This is a genomic window from Halorarius litoreus (genome assembly GCF_024362405.1).
In the GTDB taxonomy this organism is placed as follows: Archaea; Halobacteriota; Halobacteria; order Halobacteriales; family Haloarculaceae; genus Halorarius; species Halorarius litoreus.
On sequence record NZ_CP101454.1, the window covers coordinates 3,629,285 to 3,649,092 of the forward strand.

Sequence of the window (19,808 nt, forward strand, 5' to 3'; positions counted from 1 at the left end):
CCGAACATAGCGACGACAGAAACCGTCAACGGCGTCAGTACCGTCTGTCGATTTCTCAGTAATCGAGAAATAACAATGCGCACTGCTGCGACAGTTGCACCACTAAATGAGAGGCATTAAGCTTGGAATTCTGGGTGTCGGCCACATTGGCCTCGTTCATCTGCAGTCGGCCCAGGTGCTCGATGGAGTCTCCGTCGTAGCAGCAGCCGATGCAGTATCATCGAATCGGAAACTCGCTCGACAGCAGGGAGTTCCGCAAATCTACTCGAACTATGAGGACCTCCTAGACAATGAAGCGGTCGACGCGGTGGTAGTGGCACTCCCGCCGTCCCTCCATGAGGAGGCAACCACCCGGGCGGCGGAAGCGGGCTGTGATGTATTCGTCGAGAAGCCCTTTGCTCGTTCCAGTTCCGAGGCCAAGCGGATGATCGAAGTGGCTGACGACGCCGGCGTCTGGCTCGGGGTCGACCATACGCTTCGCTATCAGTCCGAGATGACCACAGTGAAAAGCGCGTACGATGCCGGTCGAATCGGACACGTTCCGCTCTGTCACGTAGCCAGGATCAACAGCGGCCCGTTCGACCCGCCGCCACCCACTGACGCTGTTCCGGAATGGCCCCTCGACCCACAGGCGACCGGCGGCGGCGCCGTGATGGACCTCGGCGTTCACCTATTCGATCTTCTGGAGTGGCTATTCGGAGAGATGGAAATCTGTCACGCCGAACTCGATCGGCAGCTCGACGTCGATTATGAGACCAGCGCCTCCATAATGCTTCGATCCTCGACGACCGGGACGGTAGCTACGATGCACTGTGGGTTCTACCAATGGGAGACGCCCCCGGAGGTCAATATGCGAGTGGTGCTCGACGGGGTGGCAGACACCATCGAAAGTACGGATTACGTCCCCGACTTCTACCGACACGTGGGGACAGCCGCCCTCAAGAACATCGCCAAGCGATTGGTTGGTTCGGACCCTGACTACTTCGAACCGACGTACTACTATCGCGCCCACTATAGGGCACTCAGAGATTTTCTCGACGCCGTCCTCGCTGATCGCGCGCCGCCCGTAGGTGGTGCCGAAGGACTCCGGACACTCGAGCTCGTCGAGGAAGCGTACCGGTGTGCCGGCGCAACGACTAGGGACCAGCACCAAATTCCCCCACTCGAGCGTGAGTATCGATGACGTCAGTATACTGTGAACCACTGTCGCAGCCTGAACCGGCCGAGATTCGAGACGGCATCGCACGACTCGTCGATGCCATTGGGTTCGACCCAGGTGGTCGTGTCCTGTTGATTCCTGACGCCCACTATCCGTACCATCCGAGTACGGGGCAGGTGACAAACCCGGAGGTAATTGAACAACTCATCGACATGTTGGAGGCCGACGTGGTAATCGGGCTCTCGGGGTCGGAGTACATTGACGCCGAGCGAGTTGGGCGCTATCTTGGCTACGAACGGCTGTCGACTCGCACTGGATGCTCACTCATCAATCTCGATTATCAACCCCGTATCCAGAAACAGCTCCGTGTTGTCGGAGGATCGGTTGACCTTGCAGTTCCTGAGCCATTGGTGAGCGATGCCGTCGTCGTCGTTCCGACCATGCGGAGTTCTCAGACGTTTGGCGTTGCAGCCGGAATGGTCACGCTCGCGCGGGCAGTTACTGACACACCGAACCGCCAAACCATATTGGCGACGACCCGGTGCTGCTGGCCCGACTTCACACTACTCGATGGCACGTTCGCATACGCCGAGACACCGCAGAAACGCTGCATCCTCCTTGCGAGCGAGGACATCGTCGCCCTTGGAAGATGGGCGGCGGATGCACTCGGGGTGAAGCGGTCGGCGGCTTCCCACCTCGAATCCCGGTCTATGCCGCCCTCACTGAGACGACGCTTCTCCGAGGCGGTATCCAGACATCGGGCGGACGGGACGGCCGATCCACTCACCAATCTGTACCGGTCGTATGCTCGGATTTCAGGCGACCTGCTACCGCCGCAGATGATACCTCATGAGGACAGTCCATGAGTTCGGCTCTCGTGACCGGGGCAACTGGTTTCCTGGGGAGCCAGCTCTGTCGAGAACTCACCGATGATGGCTGGTCAGTGACGGCGTTGCGGCGACATTCCTCAGACGTACGACGGTTGCAACAACTCGACCTCTCGATCGCGACCGCCGATATCCTCGATGCCGAGGCCGTTCGTTCGTCCGTCGCCGGCACCGACTACGTCTTTCACCTCGCCGGACTCGGACTGCTTGATGCAACCCCCAAACGGGTTCTTCACGTAAACGTCGAGGGGACCCGAAACGTCTTGGATGCATGTACAGCGTGCGATGTCGAGCGTGTCTTGTTCACGTCGACTGCCGGAACACGCCGCCGCGAGAACGCTCTGGCGACCGAAACAGATTTCGCCGAACCTGTCGGCGCGTACCAGACATCGAAGGCTCGGGCTGAGGTGCTCGTCGACGAATATGTCGCCTCAGGTGGAGACGCGGTGACCGTTCATCCAACTTCCGCCTTCGGGCCGGGCGACGAGCGGTTCACTGCTCGGTTACTCACACTCGCGACAAACCCGAAGATGGTGGCCTACCTCCCCGGTGGTGCCAGCATCGTCAGCGTGCGTGACATCGCCCGCGGGCACGTCGCAGCGATGACCGGCGGCACCCGCGGGGGACATTACATCCTCGGGGGTGAAAACCTCAGTTACGAAACTGCCCTCGAAATCCTGGCGCACCTTAGTGATGGCACCGCACCCTCGGTGTGCCTACCACCGAGTTTGGTCCATCTCGCAGGCCGCGTCATCGGTCCCATGAACGATGTTCTTGGAACGCGACTGTTTCCGGGAAGCTTCGAAATGGCCAAGCTGACAACCCGGAAGCTGTTCTACTCTTCTGTGAAGGCCGAACGCGACTTCGGCTACGACTTTCGGCCGTTTCGTGAGCACTCTCCCGAGGCAATCGAGTGGTACCTCGGAGCGCACGGGTGATCGCTCACTACCTCAGAGTCTCTCCTCAGTCAACTGTGGACGCATATCCAGATGAAATGACTGGAGTTTCTGCGGACGAGATGAGCTTCGAGAACGGCCGTCAACACATCGACCGGTCAGACCAGACTGTCGTAGATCTCGACGAGCTCATCGATGACATGAGACCACGAGTATTGCCGTTCGATAGCTCGTCTGTTGGTCTCTGCCATTCGTCTCTGTCGTTCCGGTTCGGTCACGAGCGTCTCGATTGCGTCAACGAGCTCGTCGATGTCTCCGGGCGTGACGAGGATGCCGTTCTCTGGGCCAATCACCTCTGGGATTGAACCGACCGAGGTGGAGACGACAGCGTTCGCACCAGCCATCCCCTCTAGGAGCGCGAACGGGAGTCCCTCCGCGTACGTCGGTAGCACGTAAATCGATCCGTCTCCAAGGAGAGACCGTTTGTCGACTTCCGAGAGATAGCCCAGATACGTCACTTCGTCGTACTCCTCCTCGAGTCGTCGAATCTTCTCCGCCAGGGGCCCGTCCCCACCGATGGAGACGCGGACCGAACCTGGGTATCGCTCGGCAACCCGTTCGATGGCGGCAGCGAGGTCCATCACACCCTTTCGGGCGATAAGATTGGAGACGAAGACGATATGTGGTGGTTCACTCGTCGGATCGGCAGGGAACGTCTCCGGATCGACTGCGTTCGGTAATACGTGTATCTTGGAACGGTCAGATTGACGTGAGACGACGTCTTTCCAATACTCCGACAGCACGATGATGCCGTCGCTCGCGTCGAACACCCGCCGCTGGATGGCCGCCACGACAGAGGAGTCGGTTTGCATAAACTCGTCGAACGAGGAGCCATGGACGTGGAGAACGATTGGAACATCCCACACCAGGTTGGTGAAAAAGACGTACAGTGACTTGCGATAGAACGAGAACCGGTGGGACGTGTGGATGTGGACAAGGTCCGGTTGGTCCCGGCGCGTGAACTGGAGGAACGCGGCCAGGCCGGTTAGGACAGCGCGGAGGTTCCGGAGTCGCCCGGCGCCGAGAGGTGGGACGCGAGTGTCGTGGGTCGATACAGCGACCCGCCCACTGAGTTGGTCGATCTGTTGCTGGATGTAGTTGTGTACACCGCCGCGTTGAAACGGTCCGACGATTAGAAGGCTCATGTTGCCGTCGGGAGGGACCGAGCTCTTGTCCGCTGGCGCATTCGTCGTCTCTCGTTCGGGTGCGACTGCGGTTGGGGACGCCATGAGTAGATTTACGGAGGAACAACAGAGACGCGAATTGTTATTTCGGGCTTACACCCGGAATGCGAAGTCTAGGAAACCGCCAATTGGGGGGGGATTGTGTTGGGCCGCCAGCCGGAGACTGTACTGAAGCTACCCCGAACCCAGCAAACGACTGTTGCGGTGATGACCTGCTAGTAGAGTCCACGATATCGGTGAGTAAGGACCGAGGGGGGGAGAGGTCAGTGAGATAATGATCGACGCCTCTCAGGGCTCCACTCCTCGACGTGACGATTAGCTACCGACTCGCGCGAACGTGGTACACGCCGGTTCTGAACCCCGAAGGCTTCCCGAGCGGAGTCACCGAGAAGCCGGCCTCGCGGAGGTACTGCTCCGTCTCCTCGACGGTCGTGTCGTATCGCTTCGCCTTGTTCGTGTGTAGTTCGAGATAGACCGTTTCGACAGCCTCAAGCGCCGCCCCAAACCCACGCAAGACTGGTAGCTCTGCACCTTGTACGTCGATTTTCACCACCTCTGGGTGGGGGTACCCCTGTTGGATCATCGTCTCCGCTCGACGGCAGTCGATCTCTTGGCCCTCTGCGTCCGACAAATAGTAATGGCCGGCACCGACCTGGTCGAACTCCGAGGAAAAATCAAGTGCTAATTGGCACTCCGCATCTGCATCCCAGAGCGCGACCGGTGCGACATGCCACTTGCACTCCGGATCGTTCCTGGCGAGATTCTCCCGCAGCCGCGCCTGGTTGTTCGGTTCTGGTTCGAAGCCAACGACGGCACCCTGTGGCAGCACGCTCGCGGCGAGACAGCTGTAAACTCCAACGTTCGCCCCGACATCCCAGAACACGGTATCGCCGTCGAGATCAGATAGCAACTGTCCGAGTACTGCACGCTCGCCGTGGAGCTGCCGGACGCGTTTGTACTCGAACCAGTTCGAGACCGCCATCTCGGCGGCGCTGTTACCTACGTTGATCCGATACCGCCAGCCATGAGGCCACATCCGGAGGACGAGATACGTCTGTCTGAGCGCTGTGGCAACGCCATATCGTTCCAGTACGTCCCATGCCCGGGCTGGAACGGAGCGGGACCACGTCATTGCAGGCTGTTCAATACACGGACCCTCCAGATCGCATACTCCGGACCACGTCTATGCTCCGTGGGATGATGCCCAGTGCAGGCAACGGGTCAGACGGGTCAAGCGTTTCTTCGCGTGTAGTTGCGAAGGAGGTGATAAACGGAGCGATGGCCCAATAATTCCCCTGTGACAGATTTTCTCGCAGCCAGAGGATGTCCTGGTAGAACAACTTCCGCTGTTTGACATCCGTCCGATAGCCATCTGGCCGTCGAATCGACGCCTCTGGGTCAACGAGTTGTTGATAGTGTAACCAGGGGATGTCGACGCCGCTGTTGACTGTCAACGCCGTCGACCCCCAATACCGCCCGTTCACCTCGAGGAGATAGAACTCGTTTGCGGGCGTCCGCATGAACTCGACGTGGACTGGCCCGACCCACCCGAGTGCGTTAACGATCCGGTCGGCGTACTCCCGCATCTTCGGTTCGTGGATGCCTTTTCGCACGGACCCCACGCCACCGGAGGGTGGATACACCCGGTATTTCTCGTGCTGGAACACGGCGACGAGGCCGTCGCCGTCTGCAAGACCGACGGTGCAGACCGTCTCTAGACCGTCGATGTACTCTTGGACAAGTGGGAGTTGTTCTTGGAGCGCGACGTTGCTGTCGATGATCTCAGAATACCGTTCGAAAAGATCTTCCTCCGGACCGATGTAGTTCGTCCCCGCAATCCGGTTCGTATGGCTCTTGCCATCCGCATCGATATACGTCGTGCGCCGTGGTTTGATGACGACTGTATGCGACCGGTCGGCGTCGATGGTGGCAATTTCGTCCAGCGATTCCGGGGCGGTGGTCTCCGGCGCGGGAACGTCGATGTCCTCGACGAGCTCGAACAGGCGGCCCTTATCATTTGGGAGGAGATACGTCTCCCAGTCTTCAACGCCAATTCTTGTCCCCGTTGCCTCGAGTTGTTCCTTGTGTTTGGATAGAATCGCTGTCATCAAGTCCGTGACGCAGAAGACGGCAGCGTAGTTGTTCTCCTCGAGGTGCTGGGTGAGGTCTTCGACGAACGCCGATTGGTCCGCGGCGGGATCGGGGTGCACGTACGAGGAATCAGCGTACTTCGAGAGCATGCCTGGGAGATAGCGTTTGTTTCCACCCGCGGTCACCGAGAGGCCCTTTCTGCCTAACGTGCGGATGACTGCCAGTGCGTTTTGTCCTTGAGCGTCCAGCACGAGGACACGGGCTCCAACCATAGCACGACCGATGGACGTAGGTACATCTTAGTATGCGCCACTTTCAGAACTGGTAGGAAGGATACGGCTCGGCGGACTCAGTTAGAGCAGGTTGAAGTGCTAGAATTCGGGGCGTGTCGCATCACTGGGATGGGTCCGTCCGAACTGGTTGACGCCGGGTCCATATCGGGCGGCAAGATACTCGGAAAGCGCGTAGGCCATCCACGCTTGGCACCATCGCATGAGCGTGATTCGCTTCGTGTAGAAGCGGTGTTGGCGGAAGAAGAACCGGCCATCGCCATCCGACAGATTCTGGCACGCCCATCTGATGATCTGCCGGGCGAAGTCGAACTCCCCAGCGTACGTGAACACGAGGATGCCTTGTGCTGCTGCGTGGATATCACGGGGATACTCGGACGTCTCGTCCCAATGTGGCGCACCCGACGCATCGAACAAGGTGGTCCGATAGAACTCAAGGGCGCGCTCGTATGTGGATGTGAACATCGATGACCCGGTGACATCCCGGTGGCGTTGGAAAGCTTCAATGATGAACCCATTGTGATGGTTGTCCATCGAGAGATGCGACGAGTCGGCCGGGACGCGATAGTACCAGCCTCCTATAGAGGTCTGTTCGCTGGCAATGTATCGGAGGAGCTCCTCGCCGTATCTCAGGAGTGACTCATCGTCGAAGTAGGCATACAGGTCGATGAACATCCGGGCTGCAATCGCTCCGGCATTGAGGGTGTATGCATCGTCTGGATGCTTTGGGTAGTACGTGATTTTTGCCCCGGCATCCACCTCGCGATACTCCATGTCATCGACGGCCCACTCGACTGCTGTGCGGGCGACCTTCGCGTATTCGCAGTCGAGTGTAGCTCCCCGGAGTAAAGCCCTGACAGCATAGGACGTCGAGACTAAGTCCGGGTCGTTGATCGGGCCTTGATGGTGAAGTCCTTGGATAGTGTGCTGGTGACCCCCACAGAAGCCGCTGAATCCATTGCTCTGGTTGTCGATGAGCCAATCGAGCAGTGGTCGAACCTCGTTTCGATAGTCGACAGGTTTCAAGCCAGGGGTGTCCCCGTTTATGTTCTGGCTCTGGTGATCGATGACATCCGCCGCGGTGAGGTTCGCCATTGCGAACAGCGCGGTGCCCTTGAAGTTGCGCCGCTGTTCGACCAGGAACAGCGGCCGGAGATTTATCGGCGCACGTTTGACGGTCTCCTGGACGGCGAGGTTCAGCCACTTGCTTTCCACTGGGAGCGCCTGGAGCAGCCGACTGCTCATGCCATCGACGTAATCCCACCCGGCGTACTCACGTTGTCGCGCGTACGCTAGAGTGTCGGCAAGCGTGTGTTGGATATCCACCGCAGGATCGACGTTGACCGTCGAGGGCCGGGATTCGGATCGCGACATGTTCCTGAACACGCGCTGGAGTCCTACTTTGTAATGAGATAATTATCGAGAGGAGTCGACCTACGATCGACTCCGTTTCAGAGGACTCCCCAATGATTGGTCACGTCGGGTATCGATGTCTTGAACCGGCAACCGCTTGGAGAGGGAGGGTCCTGGCCCGTAGCCCGTGAAATGGGCAAAGCCCTGCAGGAATCGGGTCACGCACGCAGAAGCGTTTCTCCCAGTAACTGTCGGTACTGCAGTGGGTACGCCTGGAAATATGGATGTGGAGATAATCTCCTATACAACAACTAGTCGCCGAAAGAAGTGGAAGTTCACAGCCGTCCAGACTGCCTCAGCTTGAGATAGGACGGATCATCTCGGCGAGAAGCTGTACACCTGGGTGCCCATCGAGCAGCCAGAGGGTCGCCGCCGTCGCAACGAGAAGGACATCCATAAGGAGATACTCGAGTCCAGGTTGCGTGCCCAGAAACGAGCCGAATTCGCCCAATCGGTGGATGAGCTGTGAGAAGAAACCGGCACCATTGGGTGGGTTGCTACTGACGGGGCTTGATGCAATGGAGCCTGGGTTCGAGACCACCCGTTGGGGGCCAGGCCAGAGGATTTTTCCCCACGCGAAATGGCCGGCGCCGAGAAGCATCGGGTAGGCGAGATCGCCGAGAAGATGCGATAGATAGCCGATCGCGAATGCCGCGGTTACGGATGGGTACCCGACGCGACCAGCGACAATGCCGACGACGAAGACGAGCATGAGTGCGACGAGGATCGAATGCGCGATCGAAGTGCCAGATAGGACATTGAACTGCCAGGCGAGGGGTTTGTCGATGAGGTCAGGGAGTTGCGTTGCTAACGCCACCGTGAGTACGGCGGCGTCTGTCGGTGGTGCCCCCGTTTGGCCATGGCAGTACAGCGAGAGGAGGAGATACCCAACGGCAAGATGTTCCCAGGGCCACATGACTCAGCACCCACCCCAGCCCCGCTTCGACAGGTGGTCATCGCTCATACACGGTAACGGCGCGCGGAGAGCTATTTCGTTATTAACGGTGTACCTAGAATAATTCCGGATTTCCCACTGTGAGACACTGAGTCGACTACTCACTGAAGCAGTCCGAAGAGACTCGTATTCCAGGGCGAAACGACCCTGATGCAGAGAATCAGTGAATCAACTTTCGCTGGTTAGACAGGCCGCAGTCGCGCGAGCGGCACACATTAGTTGTAAATAATGTTATATTTTCCGGCGGGCGCTAATTTTTCCAATCGATGAAGGCAGGTGATAACAATAGTTGATAGCGGGCAACCGACCGGTGAAGTCAGCGAATCGGACCGATAATCTATCACGAACCATGCATATCCTAACAGTCGTTGGCGCCCGTCCGCATTTCATCAAGGCTTTTCCAGTCTCCAATGAACTGCCTGACTCATACGAGGAAGTCCTCGTCCATACAGGACAGCACTACGATGACGTACTGTCGCAAGTGTTCTTCGACGAGCTGCCGATTCCCGAGCCGGACTACAATCTCGGTGTGGGCTCAGGGGGACACGCCGAACAGACCGCAGAGATGATGACTCAGCTAGATGCGCTCATCGAGCAAGAGGCCCCCGATACAGTCCTCGTCTACGGCGATACGAACTCCACGCTCGCTGCAGCGCTGGTTGCGGCGAAACGCAGCCCGCAGCTCGTTCATGTCGAAGCCGGACTTCGGAGTCACAACTGGGAGATGCCCGAAGAGGTCAACCGAGTGGTTACCGACCACATCTCCGACCGCCTCTGTGCCCCGAGTAAATTGGCAGTCAAGATACTCCACGATGAAGGGCTATTCGATGGGGTCTATCTAACCGGAGATGTGATGTACGATGCGTTGCTCCAGATTAAAGAGCGCGCTCTTGCCCAATCGACAGTCCTCGACGAGTTGGGCTATGCAGATGGCGAATACATTCTGGCGACGGTCCATCGCCCAGGCAACACCGACGACGAGCGTCGACTCAGCGCCATCATCGAGGGGCTAGCAACAGCGCCCCTTCCAGTCGTGTTTCCCGCCCACCCACGTACGGTCGAGGCGCTTCAGCGGCACGGGCTCTGGGAGCGCACCACCGATTCGCTGCACCTAATCGACCCAGTGGGGTATCTGGATTTCGTGCGGTTGCTGCACGGGGCCGAACGCATCGCAACTGACTCGGGGGGAGTGCAGAAGGAGGCGTTCTACCTTGATGTTCACTGTGTGACACTTCGTGATGAGACCGAGTGGATGGAAACCGTCGAGTGTGGATGGAATGTCCTCGTCGGCGCAGATCGAGATGCGATCAGTCGCGAGTTGCGTACTGAGGTGTCTCATTCGGAGAAACCGACCCTGTACGGAGGTGGAACGGCAGCGAAAGAGATCGTCGACGTCATTGGGGATCAGTAAGGGGCAATGTGCGACGACTACACCTTTTACTTGTGTCTCACACACGACGTAGATCGGCCATACAAGCGGCTCCACCACACGCTCTACTACACGCAGGCTGAGCGGTCGCTCTCACATCTGAAGTCGTTGCTTCCCTCCGTGAATCCGTACTGGCAATTCGAGGACATCATGGCGATTGAAGAGGAGTTCGGGGTGACCTCGGCGTTTTACTTCCTCAACGAACAACACATTCTGCAGACGTGGGAGCCGAGACGATGGCTCCGCCCAATCGAATGGGTCCAGTTTCTCGGCCGATACGACGTCACGTCACCAGCAATTGCAGACATGATCCGAACGCTCGACGCTGGTGGATGGGAGATCGGGATTCATGGATCGTTCCACTCGTACGACGATCGAGCGCGGTTGCACCACGAGAAAGAGGTGCTAGAAGCAGTTGCAGGGACCGATGTCGTCGGGGGGCGGCAGCATTACCTCCGCCTATCAATCCCCGAAACCTGGAGACACCACCGGGCGATCGGGCTCGACTACGACGCAAGTCTGGGCGACAGTACGCGGTACGGATTTCATCACGGATATCATCCCGTGACGCCGTTCGACGATGACTTCCTCGTGTTCCCGCTCACGTTGATGGAGCAGGCGCTCGAACAGCACTCCAGCGTCGAAGCGCGTCGTGCGGTGTGCGACCGGTTACTCACCGAAGCAGCAGATCACCAGGCGGTGATGACAGTTCTTTGGCATCCACGATATTTCAACGAAGAGGAGTTCCCGGGGTTCCGATTCCTGTATCGGTGGCTTATCGAGCGAGCTCTCGAGTTGGGGGCGTGGGTTGGGCCTCCGGGGGCCCTCTGCGAGCGATTTCAGTCGTGAGAGCTGTCCGCCGACAGCCAAGAGCAGTTCGAACTGTCTCCGGCTCATGTGCCCAACATGAATGGTCACGTACAGAACTCCAGTATCTGCTGCACTTACCCGCAGATCTCGGGTATCGAATCGGTACGGCAGCCGTCCCCGCTTGCGTGAGGAGTGGTGATTCGGCCTGCATGGCGTCCCCTCAGGCGTTTTCCGGTTCGCTGCTTCCTTGACCACTGCACGCTGTCTAATAGTGGACCAGAAGGGAGCAATGCGTCGTGAGCGGGTATTCCGAGGCAATCAGGGATATGTTGGGTATAACAATACGACTCCCAGGCAGACTGAAAGTACGCCATGAAAGCGGTAGTGCTCGCAGCCGGTCGTGGGACGAGACTGCGACCGCTTACGGACGACAAACCGAAGGCGATGGTCGAGGTCGACGGCAAGCCGATTCTCACCTACTGCCTGGAGACCTTGAGAACACTCGGGGCAACCGAGTTCATCATCGTAGTGGGATATAAAAAAGAGAAGATTATCAAGTACTACGGGGACGAGTATGCTGGGGTTCCGATTACCTTCTCGCATCAGCGAGAGCCGAAGGGCTTAGCTCACGCGTTGCTCACCGCTCGACCACACATCGATGGCGACTTCATGTTGATGCTTGGAGATAATATTTTTCGGGCCAACCTGAGCGACGTCGTGCGGCGTCAAAACGAGGCGCGGGCTGACGCGGCGTTCCTCATCGAGGAGGTGCCGTACGAGGATGCGAGTCGGTATGGGGTCTGTGAGACGAACGATTTCGGTGAGATCGAGCGGGTGATCGAGAAGCCGGACGAGCCACCATCGAACCTAGTCATGACGGGATTCTATACGCTCTCCCCAGCGATTTTCCCCGCCTGTGAGCTGATTCAACCCTCGAACCGGGGAGAATACGAAATCAGCGAAGCGATCGACCTGCTAATTCGGAGCGGGCGGACGATTGATGCGATCCGATTGCAGGGGTGGCGAAAGGATATTGGGTATCCGGAAGACCGAGACGAGGTGGAACAACGCCTCCAGGCAGCGTCAGTACAATCAGACGAGTTCTCGAGTACGGTGCACTAGGAGCCGTTCCGGACTGTGACGTAGGCTGTGGCCCTCGACTGTCCCATGTGTGGGCAGGTTCGAGTACGCTGACGAACGGAACGCTCGTGTGCTGCACACATTCAATTAACCAGGGGCGGATGCTCTGTCTCTGATGTAAACGTCAGGGCACTCGGACTCGGTCAGCTTCAGGCAACCACGCTGCGGTGTTATTTCAACCGTCTACGGCCTCGTGTTACGTACTCACCCACTTGGTACCGCTGTAAGACGAGTTTTACGAGGAGTGGCAGGGCAACAGAGAGGAAGTGCGTCACCGGGTTACGTCGGTCCGTTTCGATATTTTCATACCGAACGTCGATCGGTGCTTCGGTGACCCGGAGTCCGTTAGTCGTGGCAGCCGCTAGCATCTGGCTCTCGACAGCGAACCCATCAGTCCGAATGTCGATTCGTTCGATCGCGTGTTCTGAGAGCGCGCGGAAACCACTCTGGGAGTCACTTACGTCCAGTTCGGTCACCTTCGACGTCAGGAGATCCAGACACCGTTGGCCCACCCGTCGATAGCTCGGTGTCTCCTCCTTACGCCGGCGCTCGAGGTACCGACTCCCGACGACGATATCCGCTTCCCCATCGAGGATTGGTCTGACGACGTTTCTGATATCTTCGGGGTAATGTTGTCCATCACCATCGAGTAACACGAGCGCATCGACATCAGCCTCCTGAGCCACGCTGAGCAGCGTCTTGATCGATTGGCCTTTTCCAGAGTTGGTCTCGTGTTGGACAACGTTAGCACCGCCCGCCTTCGCGAGTTCAGCCGTTCGATCCGTACTGCCATCATCGACAACCACCACCTCACCGTGCTCCCTCGCCCCGAGTACCACGCTACCGATCATTGGCGCCTCATTATACGCCGGAATACCAATCATGATCTCAGCCGACTCAGTCGATGACGCAGCATCGGCTGACTGCGCATCTGCCCCGTGGTCCGGGAGCTGTTGATGTGGTGGATTCCCGTGGTGAACGCGGGACATATACTACAGGTAAATATTTCGAGTTAGATATTGTTACTTTGAAATTATCATGCTCTTAGAAGTATCATACCTTCAGCCGACAGTTGTAGGTATCTTCCGCGGTGTCTCCGTCGAACGTATAGTCGCCCATTCCGGTTATACGTGGGCTTAAAGCCGGTTGTATCATCCTTCATCAACGAGGATTCAGAGGCCTCGGTACCCTCCGCTTGGCGAGTAATGTCATAATTTCTGATATATTTGGATGTTGTTATACCGATGACACACCGTTACCTGGAGAGTCCGCTAACGATGGAGAATACTCTGTATCGAAAGTACATCTTGTGACCTGATCTTCCCCGGTCGGCTAGCAACGCGTGCTGGTCGGTGGACTGTGGTTCTCAAAGGTGTACCTGCAACTGTCCAAACAGGTAAGAGCGTCGCAGGTAGTCCCCTCGCAACTTCGATGAGGAACCGCCCACCGATGACAACTACATGAGGAGCATCCAGACCCACTTCTGAGCCCAGGGCTCGTTGCGCCGGAGACGGACGACCGGTGTTACGAATCGACAGTGGACGGTTCGCCATTCCGTCCCGACAGCTTCTAACCCTCCCCTTCGAATACCACGGTAATGTCGACGGCTCGCCGACAGCGGTTCATCCATGCACAAGTGGCGTGGATGCTGGGTGCAGCGCTCGTACTTGCCCTGCTGGACTCCCTGTCGTACGAGCTGTTCTTCGTCGTCACGCTCATCGGCTTCCTCGTCGTCGTCGAGCTTACCGCCCCGTTCGAGGTGACGCCCCGCTGGCGCTCCCGGCTCAAGTGGCTCATCGGCCTCGGACTGGTCGTCTTCGGCTACATCGTCGTGCGGCGCATCCTCGCCATCCTGCCACCGGGGGTGTTCGGATGAAGGTCCTCGGCGTCACCGTCGATTATCCGCGAGCACTGCTGGCGTCGCTCGCCGTCGTCCTGTTCGTCGCCGTGGTCGTCGCCGCCAGCACCTCGTCGGCGGCGTTCGGCGTCTACAACACCGCGTGGGACGGCGCCGGCCAACTACAGGACGTCGCCGAAGAAGGCGGCGCGAACGCGACCGTCGTGCTCAACACGAGCGCGTACGGCTCGGCCGAACCGAACCAGACCGTCGCCGTTGTCCTCTCACCGAACGAGGCGTACGGGCGCGACGCAGAAGCGCTGCGACAGTTCGTTCGGAACGGAGGAACGCTCGTCGTCGCCGAGGACTTCGGTCCCAACGGCAACGCACTGCTCGAATCGGTGGGTGCGACCGCGCGGTTCGACGGACGCATCGTCCGCGACGAGAAGAACTACGAACGTGCCCCGGCCCTTCCAGTCGCCGACAACGTCACCGACGCGAACACGACCGGGAATCTGACAGACGACGTCGAATCGGTGGCGCTCAACTACGGGACCGTCGTGCAGCCGAACGACGCGACCGTACTCGTAGGAACCTCCGAGTTCGCGTACCTCGACGCGAACCGGAACGAGCAGATCGACGACGGAGAGCCCCTGCGCTCGTATCCGGTCGCCACGGTCGAATCGGTGGGAGCGGGCCGCGTCGTCGCCGTCTCTGACCCGAGTCTGTTCATCAACGCGATGCTCGACCGCGAGGACAACCGCCAGTTCACCGCGAACCTCCTCGACCGTGAGACCGTCCTGCTCGACTATTCGCACGCGGACGGGCAACCACCGCTGACCGTCGCCGTCCTGCAGGTCCGCGGCTCACCCGCACTGCAGGGTGGCGTCGTCGCGCTCGCTATCGGACTGGTGTTCGGGGGCAGCCGACTGTTTGGACGTGGTGAGAGCGACTCTCGGCGCTATACCCCGGACGGTGACCGGGTGGCCGACTACCTCGCCCGGGAGCGGGGCTGGGATGCCGAGCGCGTCAAGCGGCTGACGACAGGTGTATGGGGGAGGAACCCGCAGGAGGACGACAATGAGTAGCCCGGCGGAGCTGTACGACGCCGTTCGCGACGAGGCAGGGACGGTGCTGATCGGCAACGAGGACATCATCGAGGGGCTGACGGTCTCGCTGTTGACCGGGGGCCACGTCCTGCTGGAGGGGGTTCCCGGCGTCGCGAAGACGACGATGGCGAACCTGTTCGCCCGGACGACGGGCCTGGAGTACCAGCGCATCCAGATGACCCCGGACATCCTGCCCGCGGACATCACCGGGACGAACGTCTACCGCGAGCAGCTCGGTGAGTTCGAACTGCGGAAGGGGCCGGTGTTCGCCAACACCGTCGTCGCCGACGAGATCAACCGTGCGACGCCGAAGGCGCAGGCCGCGCTCCTCGAAGCGATGCAGGAGCGCCGCGTCACCATCGAGGGGCAGACACTCGCGCTCCCGGAGCCGTTCATCGTCATCGCGACGCAGAACCCCATCGAGATGGAGGGGACCTTCAGTCTCCCAGAAGCCCAGCGCGACCGCTTCCAGCTCAAGCTCACGGTCGACCTTCCGAACCGCGAGGACGAACGCGCGCTGTTCGACCGGTTCAACTCGGACCCCGGACTGGACGCCGACCGGGCGACGCAAGTGACGACCCCGGAAGACATCGTCGAAGCACAGGACGCGGTCGCAGAGGTGTATCTCGACGAGCGCGTCCGCGAGTACATCCTGGACATCGTCGAAGCGACGCGGGAGTCGCCCGACATCCTACACGGGGCCTCGCCGCGGGCGACACTCGCGTTCCTCAACGCCGGAAAGGCTCGTGCAGCCATCGAGGGCCGCGACTACGTCATCCCGGACGACATCAAATCACTCGCCCAGCCCGTGCTTCGCCACCGGCTCGTGCTCACGACCGACGCGCAGCTCGCGGATGAGACGACAGGGGAGGTCATCGACGACGTGCTCGGGGCGGTGTCCGCACCCGGTGCCGAGGAGGTGTCGGCGGCGGCGCTGGACTGACAACCATCCATACACGAGAAACAGAACGCCCACGTACTTCGGTAGCTCAACCTCGCTGGGAAAACCCTTTCACCGACTGCATACAACTGTATGCATATGTCGAAGAGCATCCGCCTCTCGGATGACGCCTACGAGCGACTTGCGGCACACAAACGCGAGGACGAAACGTTCTCTGAGGTGGTGCTCCGACTGGCTGGAGAGCGGTCGCTACTCGAACTCGCCGGCATCCTGAGCGATGAGGAGACGATGGAACTCGAGGAGGCTATAGAAGAGCGGCGAGAGCGTCGGAACAAGGATCTCGAATCGGTCGGCGACCGGATGCGGGGCGCGTAACGTGCTGCTCGACACGTCGTTTCTCATCGACCTCATGAATGGTGACGACGGTGCGGTCGAGAAAGCCACCGAACTAGAACGAGACCTCGTCCAACAGCGGCTATCGTCGATAACGCTTTTCGAATTATACTACGGGGTTGCCAGGGCTGAACAGTCCGAGAACGAGCGAGAGAAAATCGAGCGAGTCCTCGCGTCAAAGCCGGTTCATCCCGCTGATTCGCCCGTAATGCAAAAAGCCGGACGCCTCTCAGGGCAGTTGATGAACGAGGGGACGCCTGTGGGCGACGGCGACGTCATCATCGCCGCAACTGCCGAGATCGTGGATGAGCCAGTGTTGACACGGAACGTCGCCGACTTCGACCGGCTTGGCGTCGAGGTCGAAACCTACTGAAACTGGGTCATGGCGCAGCTCAGGCCTCGGCAGCAGAGGTATCGGAGGCGTCAACCACGTCCCATCGACAGGTCACGGTGAAATCGACATCCTCAGCGGGCGCAGTCGTGACGCGAATCGGCCGGTCGAGTCCAACAGCTATCGCGACGCCCAGTAGCGACGCGGGCGGGCTGTCGAACTCATCCGGATAGGCACTCCCCCGAACCCCGACCGTGAGCCGGCCGTCGTCGGCATCGAGGTCGATGTCCGTTCCGTCGACGAGTTCGAACGCCTCGACGAGCGCATCCGTCACCTGCCGTGCCAGCGGACCCGGAGCGTCCGCGAGCGGGCCCGAGAGCGTGCGGTCGAACTCCTCGAACAGCCGCGCACCGCTGGGCACGAGCGCGAGCCCGCGCGTCTCCTCGGTGACGACGAGCGGCCCCTCGATTCGTTCCGAGTCGGGAAGCGGGTCGGCGGCGTTCTGGGGGACGAAGAGCGTCGCGGTCGTGTCGTCGGGCAGGAAGACTCGGTCGTCGCTGAGCCCGAGGTCGGCCGTGAGGTCGGCCTCGTTGGTCGCGAGCGCATCGTAGACGCGCTCGGCCACGTCCGCCGCCACGAACCGCTCGGGGGTGAGGTAGTAGGTGAGCAGCCCGCCGAACAGGCCGATGGCCGCGAGGATGAACAGCACGTCGCGGACGGCCGGGAACAGGAACCCACCGCCCGCTGCAACGACACCGATACCGGCGAGGCCGAGTGCGGTCCGTCGGTAGGCCGACCGCCGCGTCTGCGCGTACAGCTCTCGAAGGCGTTCGTTCTCGGCTTCGAGCAGGTCGATTCGCGCTTCGAGGTCAGACTCGTCGAGTTCCTCGGGTGGCTTGTCGTGGTCGGCGCCGTTCTCGGCGAGGTCCTCGACGCTCACGCGGCGTCACCTCCAGCCAGTCCGACGACGACCCGTTCGTACCGATGCAATACGTATGCGACGACCCCAACCCCGAGAAGGAGTGCGATTCCAGCCGCTTGGATGCCAAACGTTTGGGCGCCGTACCACACGCTGGTCCCGAGCCCGGCGAACAGGAGTGCGCCGAGCGCGACGAGTCGCCCCGTCGCAGACTTCGTCGCCGGACCGACGAGCACGAGGAACAGCGCGCCCTCGACGAGCGCGAGCTGGAGGGGCGTTGGAGACGGGAGGAGCGCGAGGAGTGCAGCCTGTCCCAGTCCGAACACGGCGACCGGTGGGGCGAACAGGCCAACGAGTGCGAGCCCGACGCCCACAACCGCTCCGAGCGGGCCAGCGACGACCGCGAGCGCGGCCACCGTCGCGAGCAGGCCGACCGCGCCCAGGGCTGTCGGTGTCACGCGTGCGGTGAGCGTCGCGAGTCGGTCGGGCATGTGTTCGGTCATGGGAACTCGGGTTGGCGTCTTAGGTTCCGGTGGTTCGGGTCCGGCGCTGGGCGAGGAGCCGCTGGACGCGGTCGCCGGGGCCGACCTCGAACGCCGTCACCCGGGGGATGCGGTCGAGGTCGCGGCGCAGGTCCTCGAACGCGACGTAGCGGTCGTACGCCGCATCCAGGTCCCGGTCCGCGTCGAACAGGACGGTCGGCGTGACGAACACGAGGACGGCCGCAGAGCGACTCGCTGCGAGTTTTGCGGCTTCCCGGAGTCGGGCAGGGTCACCGTCGTGCGTGACGATGACCGTCCACTGGTTCGAGTCGGCGTCCGTCACGAGCTCTTGGACGGTGCCGAACAGCGGGTCCCCCGAGAGCCGGCGAACGTAGGCGTCGCCCGCGTCGAGGAACGGGGTGAGCTGATTGGCGAACGCGGAGTCGTCTCCACGGAGCGTCTGGACTGCGCGATGTGCGCGGCTGGGTTCGGTCGCTGGGGACGATGCCGTCGTCGCCTCGGTAGCCTCGAGTGCCTGCAGCCGCGACCGGATGGTCGTGTACGCACTCGGGGCGGTGCTCGGCGGGTGGCGAGCGGTGAGCCCCGCGTCGCCGACAGCGTACAGGCCGAGCGGGTCCGACGCGGAGGCTGCGGATTCCGCCACCGCGATCGCGACCTCGCGGGCGTACGCCAGCATCGTTTCGCCACCGGGGCCGTGGTCCATCGCGTCCCGGTGGTCGACGACGATGAGCGTCTCGCGGTCGGTCTCGGCCTGGTACTCACGGACGTACGGTTCGTTCAGTCGAGCGGTCGCCTTCCAGTCGATGCTGTCGGCGGGGTCGCCCGCGACATACTGACGCAGTTCCTCGGGCTGGAGACCGGCACCGCGCTGGTCGGTGGCGTGCTCGCCGAACGCAGCGATGATACGCTCGCCACCCTGTCCGACGTGGATGTCGCGTGGTCCCTCGGCGTTCACACTAACGTGTGGCCCCTCCCCAAGTTCGAGACGTTCAGTAAACAGGCCGAACGCATCGGTGAGTTCCATCTTCGGAGCGTCGAACTCGAAGCGCCCGGCGACGGGAAACAAGAGCTCGAAGGTAGTCGACGCGCGGGTGTCGCCCGGCGCGAGCGTAACCGTGCGGTCGGCCCGAGTGGCGCCGCGAGCGGCGAGTGGGATGGGTGCTGTCGCCTCCACGGTGGTCGAGCCAGGGGCGGAGCGTTCGACGACGAACCGACAGCCGACCGGCTGGTCGACAGCAGCCCGTCGCAGTTGCGTCTTGTAGGTGATATCGAGGTCGGTCGCCTGTTCGAACGCCCGAACGGCGACCAGTTGGGTCGCGAGAAGCCACGCGGCGACGCCTGCAGCGCCCACGATCGGCTCCGGTCGGTCGAGGAGGACGGCCACCCCAGCGAGAAGCACGCCGACGGTGGCGGTCGTCCAGAAGCGTCGCGACCCGTACACAGCCGAACGTGTGACCGGGGGGACAGAAGGTTGTCGGTCCACTCGAGACGAGGAACACCG

The 19,808-nt window shown here is 60.7% G+C and carries 20 protein-coding genes; 11 read left to right on the top strand and 9 right to left on the bottom strand.

Going from position 1 to position 19,808, the window contains the following annotated elements; genetic code table 11:
- Positions 1–106 precede the first annotated feature (106 nt).
- From NL126_RS19035 to NL126_RS19045, 3 genes are read left to right on the top strand one after another with little or no spacing between them, the layout of a single operon-like run.
- Entirely contained in the window at positions 107–1,183 is a 1,077-nt protein-coding gene (locus NL126_RS19035) for a Gfo/Idh/MocA family protein (protein ID WP_255196464.1), read from the top strand.
- On the top strand, positions 1,180–2,025 hold the full coding sequence (locus NL126_RS19040; RefSeq protein WP_255196465.1) for a DUF362 domain-containing protein: 846 nt from the start codon (positions 1,180–1,182) through the stop codon (positions 2,023–2,025). Before NL126_RS19035 ends, NL126_RS19040 begins: the two co-directional genes overlap by 4 nt.
- Complete coding sequence (locus tag NL126_RS19045) at positions 2,022–2,984, top strand: NAD-dependent epimerase/dehydratase family protein (protein ID WP_255196466.1); 963 nt, start codon at positions 2,022–2,024, stop codon at positions 2,982–2,984. Before NL126_RS19040 ends, NL126_RS19045 begins: the two co-directional genes overlap by 4 nt.
- A gap of 116 nt (positions 2,985–3,100) precedes the next feature.
- Here the strand turns inward: NL126_RS19045 and NL126_RS19050 are convergent, their stop codons facing one another.
- The 5 genes from NL126_RS19050 to NL126_RS19070 form a co-directional block, all read right to left on the bottom strand.
- Positions 3,101–4,147: a glycosyltransferase family 4 protein gene (locus NL126_RS19050; protein WP_255196467.1), complete on the bottom strand. Its 1,047-nt coding sequence runs from the start codon at positions 4,145–4,147 to the stop codon at positions 3,101–3,103.
- Positions 4,148–4,505: 358 nt separating this feature from the next.
- Positions 4,506–5,318 (bottom strand): FkbM family methyltransferase, encoded by an 813-nt coding sequence (locus tag NL126_RS19055; RefSeq protein ID WP_255196468.1) that lies wholly within the window; start codon positions 5,316–5,318, stop codon positions 4,506–4,508.
- Positions 5,319–5,328: 10 nt separating this feature from the next.
- On the bottom strand, positions 5,329–6,549 hold the full coding sequence (locus NL126_RS19060; RefSeq protein ID WP_255196469.1) for a carboxylate--amine ligase: 1,221 nt from the start codon (positions 6,547–6,549) through the stop codon (positions 5,329–5,331).
- Positions 6,550–6,648: 99 nt separating this feature from the next.
- Complete coding sequence (locus NL126_RS19065; RefSeq protein WP_255196470.1) at positions 6,649–7,953, bottom strand: prenyltransferase/squalene oxidase repeat-containing protein; 1,305 nt, start codon at positions 7,951–7,953, stop codon at positions 6,649–6,651.
- A gap of 322 nt (positions 7,954–8,275) precedes the next feature.
- On the bottom strand, positions 8,276–8,896 hold the full coding sequence (locus tag NL126_RS19070; protein ID WP_255196471.1) for a metal-dependent hydrolase: 621 nt from the start codon (positions 8,894–8,896) through the stop codon (positions 8,276–8,278).
- Between the two features lie 427 nt (positions 8,897–9,323).
- On the opposite strand from NL126_RS19070, the gene wecB reads away from it, so the two are divergent.
- From wecB to aglF, 3 genes are all read left to right on the top strand, one after another.
- A complete protein-coding gene (gene wecB / locus NL126_RS19075; RefSeq protein WP_434084173.1) occupies positions 9,324–10,346 on the top strand; it encodes a non-hydrolyzing UDP-N-acetylglucosamine 2-epimerase in 1,023 nt (340 codons plus the stop codon).
- Positions 10,347–10,352: 6 nt separating this feature from the next.
- Positions 10,353–11,213, top strand: coding sequence for a polysaccharide deacetylase family protein (locus tag NL126_RS19080; RefSeq protein WP_255196473.1), 861 nt, complete (start codon positions 10,353–10,355; stop codon positions 11,211–11,213).
- 333 nt (positions 11,214–11,546) lie between these two features.
- Positions 11,547–12,296 carry a UTP--glucose-1-phosphate uridylyltransferase AglF gene (aglF, locus tag NL126_RS19085; RefSeq protein WP_255196474.1) on the top strand — a complete coding sequence of 250 codons (750 nt, stop codon included), beginning with the start codon at positions 11,547–11,549 and terminating at the stop codon, positions 12,294–12,296.
- Between the two features lie 188 nt (positions 12,297–12,484).
- Here the strand turns inward: aglF and NL126_RS19090 are convergent, their stop codons facing one another.
- Positions 12,485–13,303, bottom strand: coding sequence for a glycosyltransferase family 2 protein (locus tag NL126_RS19090; RefSeq protein WP_255196475.1), 819 nt, complete (start codon positions 13,301–13,303; stop codon positions 12,485–12,487).
- 608 nt (positions 13,304–13,911) lie between these two features.
- On the opposite strand from NL126_RS19090, the gene NL126_RS19095 reads away from it, so the two are divergent.
- From NL126_RS19095 to NL126_RS19115, 5 genes are all read left to right on the top strand, one after another.
- Complete coding sequence (locus NL126_RS19095; protein WP_255196476.1) at positions 13,912–14,190, top strand: DUF8044 family membrane protein; 279 nt, start codon at positions 13,912–13,914, stop codon at positions 14,188–14,190.
- Positions 14,187–15,239 (top strand): DUF4350 domain-containing protein, encoded by a 1,053-nt coding sequence (locus tag NL126_RS19100; RefSeq protein ID WP_255196477.1) that lies wholly within the window; start codon positions 14,187–14,189, stop codon positions 15,237–15,239. The genes NL126_RS19095 and NL126_RS19100 overlap by 4 nt, the downstream gene beginning before the upstream one ends.
- Positions 15,232–16,203, top strand: a complete 972-nt coding sequence (locus NL126_RS19105; protein ID WP_255196478.1) for an AAA family ATPase — start codon at positions 15,232–15,234, stop codon at positions 16,201–16,203. The genes NL126_RS19100 and NL126_RS19105 overlap by 8 nt, the downstream gene beginning before the upstream one ends.
- A gap of 96 nt (positions 16,204–16,299) precedes the next feature.
- Entirely contained in the window at positions 16,300–16,536 is a 237-nt protein-coding gene (locus NL126_RS19110) for an antitoxin VapB family protein (RefSeq protein WP_255196479.1), read from the top strand.
- Position 16,537: 1 nt separating this feature from the next.
- On the top strand, positions 16,538–16,927 hold the full coding sequence (locus tag NL126_RS19115) for a type II toxin-antitoxin system VapC family toxin (protein ID WP_255196480.1): 390 nt from the start codon (positions 16,538–16,540) through the stop codon (positions 16,925–16,927).
- Between the two features lie 19 nt (positions 16,928–16,946).
- Here the strand turns inward: NL126_RS19115 and NL126_RS19120 are convergent, their stop codons facing one another.
- Genes NL126_RS19120 through NL126_RS19130 form a run of 3 tightly spaced genes read right to left on the bottom strand, consistent with a single transcriptional unit; the run spans position 16,947 to position 19,748 of the window.
- Entirely contained in the window at positions 16,947–17,825 is an 879-nt protein-coding gene (locus tag NL126_RS19120) for a DUF7982 domain-containing protein (protein WP_255196481.1), read from the bottom strand.
- On the bottom strand, positions 17,822–18,307 hold the full coding sequence (locus NL126_RS19125) for a DUF8163 family membrane protein (RefSeq protein ID WP_255196482.1): 486 nt from the start codon (positions 18,305–18,307) through the stop codon (positions 17,822–17,824). The genes NL126_RS19120 and NL126_RS19125 overlap by 4 nt, the downstream gene beginning before the upstream one ends.
- 19 nt (positions 18,308–18,326) lie before the next feature.
- On the bottom strand, positions 18,327–19,748 hold the full coding sequence (locus NL126_RS19130; protein ID WP_255196483.1) for a DUF58 domain-containing protein: 1,422 nt from the start codon (positions 19,746–19,748) through the stop codon (positions 18,327–18,329).
- Positions 19,749–19,808 lie beyond the last annotated feature (60 nt).